At 60.4% G+C, this 6,992-nt stretch carries 6 protein-coding genes and 1 pseudogene; 6 read left to right on the top strand and 1 reads right to left on the bottom strand.

Features of this window, described 5'->3' with window-relative positions; genetic code table 11:
• Positions 1 to 239 precede the first annotated feature (239 nt).
• The 6 genes and pseudogenes from BEN49_RS30905 to BEN49_RS09005 all read left to right on the top strand — a co-directional run.
• A pseudogene (locus BEN49_RS30905) lies at positions 240 to 464 on the top strand (BatA domain-containing protein); the annotation flags it as partial.
• A gap of 402 nt (positions 465 to 866) precedes the next feature.
• Positions 867 to 2,300 (top strand): hypothetical protein, encoded by a 1,434-nt coding sequence (locus BEN49_RS09025; RefSeq protein ID WP_070742699.1) that lies wholly within the window; start codon positions 867 to 869, stop codon positions 2,298 to 2,300.
• A 67-nt stretch (positions 2,301 to 2,367) separates the two neighbouring features.
• Positions 2,368 to 2,922 (top strand): DUF4199 domain-containing protein, encoded by a 555-nt coding sequence (locus BEN49_RS09020; protein WP_070742698.1) that lies wholly within the window; start codon positions 2,368 to 2,370, stop codon positions 2,920 to 2,922.
• 16 nt (positions 2,923 to 2,938) lie between these two features.
• Complete coding sequence (locus BEN49_RS09015) at positions 2,939 to 3,469, top strand: DUF4199 domain-containing protein (protein WP_070742697.1); 531 nt, start codon at positions 2,939 to 2,941, stop codon at positions 3,467 to 3,469.
• Entirely contained in the window at positions 3,447 to 4,439 is a 993-nt protein-coding gene (locus BEN49_RS09010) for a glycosyltransferase family 2 protein (protein WP_070742696.1), read from the top strand. Before BEN49_RS09015 ends, BEN49_RS09010 begins: the two co-directional genes overlap by 23 nt.
• A 98-nt stretch (positions 4,440 to 4,537) precedes the next feature.
• Positions 4,538 to 5,668: a glycosyltransferase gene (locus BEN49_RS09005; RefSeq protein ID WP_070742695.1), complete on the top strand. Its 1,131-nt coding sequence runs from the start codon at positions 4,538 to 4,540 to the stop codon at positions 5,666 to 5,668.
• Between the two features lie 102 nt (positions 5,669 to 5,770).
• Here the strand turns inward: BEN49_RS09005 and BEN49_RS09000 are convergent, their stop codons facing one another.
• Entirely contained in the window at positions 5,771 to 6,877 is a 1,107-nt protein-coding gene (locus BEN49_RS09000; RefSeq protein WP_070742700.1) for a glycosyltransferase family 9 protein, read from the bottom strand.
• Positions 6,878 to 6,992 lie beyond the last annotated feature (115 nt).

Raw genomic sequence — 6,992 nt, 5'->3', positions numbered from 1 at the left:
GCCCCGGTGCGCCTATGGTACTGCCTTCACCGGTGGGAGAGTCGGTCGCCGCCAACTTTATTGTCAACGCCTGCCGCTCCCCAGCGGCAGGCGTTTTGCGTTATACTACTTCCTAACCCATGGGGGCATTGTTTCCGTAAGGTGGCTAGGCATAGGAAATGGTATCTAATCTAAGCGACCGACGAATTCTTTGATAAGAGCAGGAGCCGTAACTTCGGGTATTATCAGGCCATTTTTTTATGCGTTTAGAATATCCGTGGTTTTTGTTAGGCTTAGGATCGGTGGCAATACCCTTACTGATTCATCTTTTGCAACTGCGTCGACCGCAAAAGGTACTGTTTACCAATATTGGGTTCATTAAGGAAGTAGAATTAACCACAACGAGGCAGCGTAAATTACGGCATCTATTGCTACTGCTTAGTAGAGTATCATTTTTAGTATTCTTGGTACTTGCTTTCTGCCAGCCATTCATTCCAGCCGAAAAACACGAGACTGAAGGAGTGGCTGAGGGGGTTGACGTATTGGTTGATGCTTCACCTAGCATGCGCCGGACAACCAAGGGAGGAGATGCGTTATTCAGTACTTCTGTTAAGCAAGCAGAGGGTTTAACGAAGGTGTACCCTGCTTCGCAATTTCGGTTGTTGAACGGTGGACTCGCTGCGGTTTCGCAAGCCACATACAAGGCCAAGCTTGCTGCGCTGCAACCAAGTGGTAAATTGGATGCGTTGGGTAGACTTAAAGGACTGAGCGTTACGAGCGGGAAAAATGCCCCATTGTATCTGTTCTCGGATTTTCAGCGCGCTACATTTAAGGCCGGCTTTGTGAAGGAGTTTGGCACGACTCGGCCAGTTGTTTTGGTGCCTGTCATGGCCGATAAAACGGGTAACGTGCGGGTGGATAGTGTTTGGTTCGAAGAAACATTTCTGCGCGCGCGAACCAACTTGGGCTTGCACGTACGGTTGAAAAACGGCGGCAGCGAGCAGGTTGTGAACTGCCCCGTAAAGGTATTTATTGGGCCCCAGCAGGTGGCTACGTTTCAGGTAACGGTGGGTAGTGGGCAAAGCGTCGTGTCGGTAGTGCAGGTGCAGCTGCCCAGCCAGGAGCTGGTGCGCGGACGGGTGGTGACGGAGGATGCACCGGTGGTTTTCGACAACACTTACTACTTCACAGCGCAGGCGGCCCAAAACATTCGCGTACTGGAAATTGGAAAAACGCCGGTTACCCAGCGCGTGTACCAGAACGAGCCGTTGTTTACTTATGCCTTTGCCTCACCAGAAAACATCAATTACGACGTTCTACGCAAAGCCAACCTGGTGCTCGTGCAAGAAGTGCCGGCCGTGAGCAACGAGCTGCGGGACGCCCTACGCGCCGTAGTGGCCCGTGGGGGCAGCGTGGCGGTGGTGCCAACCGGCTTGGAAAGCAGTCATTCGTCGTACCAGCAACTGTTTCGCGACTTGGGCCTGGGAACAGTGGAGTGGGAAGCGCCCGGCACGCCGCCGGAAATGCGGGAAGTGGCGGTACCTAACGCCCAGGAACCCTTTTTCCGCGATGTGCTGGGGGCCCCCACGCGGGCCGTGGCCATGCCCCGGGCGGCGCCGGTGCTGCGGTGGGCGCGGACGGGCGCGGATATTCTGCGGTTGCGCGACGGCGAAAGCTACCTGTCCGAATTTGGAAGCGGAGCCGGAAAGATTTACGTGTTTTCGGCGCCGTTTGCTCCAACTTATGCCGATTTTACCGCCCACGCGCTCTTCGTGCCGGTGCTCTATAAGTTGGCCATGCGCAGCTTCCGCAACGAGCAGCAACTGGCCTACCGCTTGACGCAGGCCACAATTGGCCTAGCCGTACCCGCGGCGGCCGCGAGTGCGGGGCAGAGTGCGGATCAGACGCCTTTCCGGCTGGTGCGCGACAGTGCTACGTGGCTGCCGGTGCAACGCGTGCAGGGCAGCGTGCTACGGCTGGAAGTGCCGGCCAGTTTGGAGGCCCCTGGGTTCTACCAAGTGCAACGGGCGGGACAGGTGGTAGCCACGGTGGCGTTCAACCTGAGTCCAAAAGAATCGGAGCTGGCTGCCTACTCGGCCGAGCAGCTACGGGCGATGGTGGGGCCCGATCAGCGTAATATTCGAGTGCTTGATGCGGGGAGCGGCGAAGCCGTGGTAGCTCAGTTGCAGGCCGGACGCAGCGGGCAGCCACTGTGGCGTTACTTCCTCGGCTTGGCGCTGGCGTGCTTGCTGGCCGAAGTGCTGCTTGTTCGGTTCGGGAAGCCGAAGGTTGGGGCCCCACGGGCAGCGGTAATGGCGTAAGGATGCCGCAGGAGCGGCAGAAAACAGGCCGTGGCCGTATCTTGCCGTCCTACTTTTGGCGCATTGCATGACTGATACCCTTACCAGCCCGGGGGCGCGGCCTTCCGATGCTTGGCTGCCCGTGCAGTGGTTGGCGCTGCGATTTGGCGGCGGCGTGGGCCTCGTGTGCGGCCTCTGGGTTGTGGGTCTGCACCTTACCGGCAACAACGCCTTTGGCCCCAAGCAGTTGCTGGCCGAATTGCTGGTGCCTTTTGCCGTAGTGGCCAGCCAGTGGACGCTGCGGCGGCAGCTGCGGCCGGCCAAGCCGGGCTTGGGGCGGGCCCTGGGTGTAGGGGCCCTCACAACGGTGGTGGCCGCGGCGCTATGCGCGGGCAGCGTGTGGGGATTGGGCCAGGCGGCGGGCGAATCGGCCTTGGCCCGGCACCGCGCCGAAATTGCCGAAATTATGCAGACGCAATTGCAGGACGCGACCAAAAAAAACGCGGTGCTGCAACTCACACCCAAGCAGCGTGCCGTTATTGCGGGCATCACGGTGAATGACCTGGCGCTGGCTAATTTTCAAACAGTGTTGCTGCTGGGCTTGGTGTTCAGCTTGCCCGGGGGCATTTTCTTTCGCGAATAACCTTTTCCTTCTGTCCATGGAAACTTCTACTGCTGCACCCGTAACCACTACTTCCGCCGGGCTGCGCTACGGCTTGCTCACGGGGTTGGTGAGCATCATCTTCACGTTTATCCTACTGGCCACCGGTCAAGAGGGCAACGGTGGGCTAGCATCAATAGCATTTGTCATTTTGATTGTTGGGATTGTATTAGCGCACAGAGCGTTCAAATCAGCCAACAAGGGGTACATGTCCTATGGGCAAGGCTTAGGCATTGGGGTGCTAGTGGGCGGAATAAATGGCATCCTGACCACGGTGTTCAATTACGTTTACCGCGCTTTTATCGACCCTGACATGGCGGCGCGCACAATGGATCAGATGCGCGCCAAGCTTGAAGCGGCAGGTAGCATGAGTGAAGCGCAGATTGAACAAGTGGTTAACACCAGCATGAAGTATTCGACGGGAGCAATTGGGCTAGCGATTGGCATTGTGGGCGGTTTTTTCGTGGGCTTGGTGTTCTCGCTGGTTATCGCGGCCATTACCAAAAATGCTAAACCTGAATTTGAATAAGCCTCCTGCGTCTTTTCCGGTGGAGCTGTCCATCGTTATACCCCTGCTGAACGAGGCCGAATCGTTGCCGGAGCTCACGCGCTGGATTGCGCGGGTGCTGACGGCGCGGGGCCTGAGCTACGAAGTGCTGCTGATTGATGACGGCTCGACGGACGACTCGTGGGCCGTGATTGAAGAGCTGGCGGCCCGCGACGCGGCGTTGCGCGGCATCCGCTTCAACCGCAATTACGGCAAGTCGGCGGCCCTGAACGTGGGGTTCCTCGCCACGCGGGGGCGGGTGGTGTGCACCATGGACGCCGACTTGCAGGACTCGCCCGAGGAATTGCCCGAGCTGTACCGCATGATTACGGAGGACAAGTTTGACCTGGTGAGCGGCTGGAAGCAGAAGCGCTACGACCCACTGTCGAAGACCATTCCCACCAAACTCTTCAATGGAGCTACGCGCTGGATTTCAGGCATTCCGCTGCACGATTTCAACTGCGGCCTAAAGGCATACGACCAACGGGTGGTGAAAAGCATTGAGGTGTACGGCGAAATGCACCGCTACATCCCCGTTATCGCCAAGTGGAACGGCTTCCGCAAAATTGGCGAGAAGGTGGTGCAGCACCAAGAGCGCAAGTACGGCGTGACCAAGTTTGGCTTGGAACGCTTCGTGTACGGTTTCCTCGACTTGGCTAGCATCACGTTCGTGAGCCGGTTCCGGCGGCGGCCGATGCACTTTTTCGGCACGCTGGGGGCCCTGTCGTTCTTTCTGGGTATGGTGATGACGCTGTGGCTGACGGGCGAGAAAGTGTACCTGTCGCTGCACAACCTGCGGGCGCGCAACGTGACCGACCAGCCGCTGTTCTTCCTGTCCCTCACGGCCGTTATCATCGGCGTGATGCTGTTTCTGTCGGGTTTTTTGGCCGAAATGGTGCAGCTCAATGGCTCGCAGCGTAACGATTACCTGGTGCGCGACACCATTAAATAATTCAGTTGACAATAAGCCATTTGCAGTGAGCCGCTGATTGCCCTGCGCTTCGAAAACCAACTGCTCACCGATAACTGCTCACTGATAGCTAATTCTGGATGAAGGTCGTCATCATCGGGCCGGCCTACCCGCTGCGCGGCGGGCTGGCCACCTACAACGAGCGGCTGGCCCGGGCGTTTCACGCAGCCGGTGACGAGGTGCGGATCGTCACGTTTTCGCTGCAATACCCGAATTTCCTGTTTCCGGGCCAAACGCAGTTTAGCACCGAGCCGGGGCCCCCGGACTTGGACATTGCGGTGAGCCTGAACTCGGTGAACCCGTTCTCGTGGTGGGCGGTGGGGCGGCGGCTGCGGCGCGAACGGCCCGATTTGGTGGTGTTTCGGTTCTGGCTGCCGTTTATGGGACCCGCGCTGGGCACGGTGGCGCGGCTGGCGCGCGGCAACGGCCACACCCGCGTGGTGGCCATTACCGACAACGTGATTCCGCACGAGAAAAGGCCCGGCGATGGGCCCCTGACGCGCTACTTCCTCAGCGCCTGCGACGGTTTCGTGACCATGAGCCGCGCCGTGCTGGCCGATTTGCAGCGGCTGGGCTTTGGCCGCAAGCCGGCGCAGTACCGGCCGCACCCGCTCTACGACAACTTTGGGGCCCCCAAGCCCAAGGCCGCAGCGCTGGCCGCGCTGGGCCTGCCGGCTGACGTGGGCTACCTGTTGTTTTTTGGATTTATCCGGGCATACAAGGGGCTGGATATTTTGCTTGAAGCCTGGGCCGACCCGCGCCTGGGGGCCCTGCCGGTGAAGCTGGTCATCGCCGGTGAGTTCTACGAAGACGCCGCGCCCTACGAGGCGCTGATTCAGAAATACCAGCTGGAAAGCCGCCTGGTGCGGGCCACCGATTTTATTCCCAACGAGCAGGTAGTGAATTACTTCTGCGCCGCCGACCTGGTGGTGCAACCCTATAAGCACGCCACGCAGAGCGGCGTATCGCAAGTGGCTTACCACTTCGGGCGGCCCATGCTGGTGACCGATGTGGGCGGCCTGGCCGAGCTAATTCCGGACGGCGTGGTGGGCTACGTGGTGCCGCCCACCCCCGGGGCCCTGGCCGACGCGCTAGTGGATTTTTACGCCAACCACCGGGAGGAAACCTTTGCCGCCGGTGTGCGGCAGGAGGCGAAGAAGTTTTCGTGGGACGTGATGCTGGGGGCCCTAAAAGAGGTGGCCGGGCTGTAGCGTGAACGCTGCGAGTCCGCGGCGCTACCCGGTCGCCCAACGATTATCGGTAGGACGAAGCGAGCGTCGCGGGCTACAAAGTCCACGCTACATTGCGATGCATCACAGCAGCACGCTTTCGCGCACGGCTTGCAGCACTTTTGCCGCCGGCAAGTCCTCCATGCAGCTGGTGCCGAGCTTGCAGGTGCCGCGATAGAAGCACACGCACTGGCGATCGGGGCCCACAATCTGGCCGCGGCCGTAGAGGTCGAATTCGTGGGGGTTGAAGATGTTGTTCATCAGGATGGTGGGCTTGCGCAGGGCGATGCTGATGTGCATGCCCATCGTGACCTGCGTGACGATGCCCTGCATCTGGTGCACCAGGTTGATGAACTGGGGCAGGGGGAAGGTGCCCAGGTAGGCGGCGCCGGTGGCGGCTTGCAACGTCAGGTTGCGCGGGTGCTCGGCCTCGCCGCCCAGCAGCACGGGTGCATAGCCGGCGGCCTGTAGGTTGGTAATCAGCTCAATCCATTTTTCGGTGCTCCAGAGGCGGGTGGTCCACCGGTCGCCGCAGCCGGTGTTCAGGCCGATGCGGGGGCCCTGGGCGGCGGGCGGCAGGGCCCCCCAATCGTAGCCTTTGTCGTCGTGGGTGTCGAACACGTATTCTTCGCCCCGGAAGTCGAAACCGCACAGTTCGAAGATTTCCTGCACGTAGGGCTTGGTGTTGGCCAGGCTGAGCTGGTCGAACACGCCGGTGAGGAATTTGTGGTCGGCTTGGGCGTTCACGGGCCACGGCACACCGTCGTATTCGCGCAGGGTGTAGCCAAATTTGGCGTCGGCCCGCACGTTCAGCAGCAGGGCGCAGGCTTCTTTTTCCTTGTCGAGGTTGATGGCCACGTCGAATCGCCGGGCCTGGAGCTGCAAGGCGCTGGCGTAGTCAAACTTCAGAATCTCCTCCACCTCGCGCTGCGGCAAAATGGCCGGCGTGAGCGTGAGCCAGGTGATGAAGCAGCCCGGGTGCTCTTGCCGCAGCCGCCGCAGCAGCGGCGTGGTCCGGATTACGTCGCCGATGGCCCCGAGCTTAATCAGTAGAATGCGCTTGCCGGCGGGCGCGTACACCGGGCATTCGGCACAGGTGTAGCCGTGCTCTTTGTTGGGCCGGCAGGGCAAATCACCGCGGAAGTGGCGGCAGTCGGGGTGAACGGGAACGTCGTGGAGGAATTCGGGCACGCGAAAAGGAAAGATGGCAAGCGGCAAAAGTAGCAGGTCCTTGCCATCGTGCCCGACGGGCGCCGCCGCGTCAGGGGCGCGGCGCCTCCAAGGGCGGTGCGGTGGGCGGGCGGGG

Source organism: Hymenobacter coccineus, from assembly GCF_001816125.1.
GTDB classification, from domain to species: Bacteria; Bacteroidota; Bacteroidia; order Cytophagales; family Hymenobacteraceae; genus Hymenobacter; species Hymenobacter coccineus.
The sequence above is the reverse complement of the archived record's forward strand: the minus strand, read 5'-3'. Positions and strand labels throughout refer to the sequence as shown.

Bases quoted from the DNA above. Each gene is read 5' to 3' on its own strand.
- BEN49_RS09025 (WP_070742699.1), top strand. From the start codon at position 867: ATGGCCGATAAAACGGGTAACGTGCGGGTGGATAGTGTTTGGTTCGAA.
- BEN49_RS09020 (WP_070742698.1), top strand. From the start codon at position 2,368: ATGACTGATACCCTTACCAGCCCGGGGGCGCGGCCTTCCGATGCTTGG.
- BEN49_RS09015 (WP_070742697.1), top strand. From the start codon at position 2,939: ATGGAAACTTCTACTGCTGCACCCGTAACCACTACTTCCGCCGGGCTG.
- BEN49_RS09010 (WP_070742696.1), top strand. From the start codon at position 3,447: ATGCTAAACCTGAATTTGAATAAGCCTCCTGCGTCTTTTCCGGTGGAG.
- BEN49_RS09005 (WP_070742695.1), top strand. From the start codon at position 4,538: ATGAAGGTCGTCATCATCGGGCCGGCCTACCCGCTGCGCGGCGGGCTG.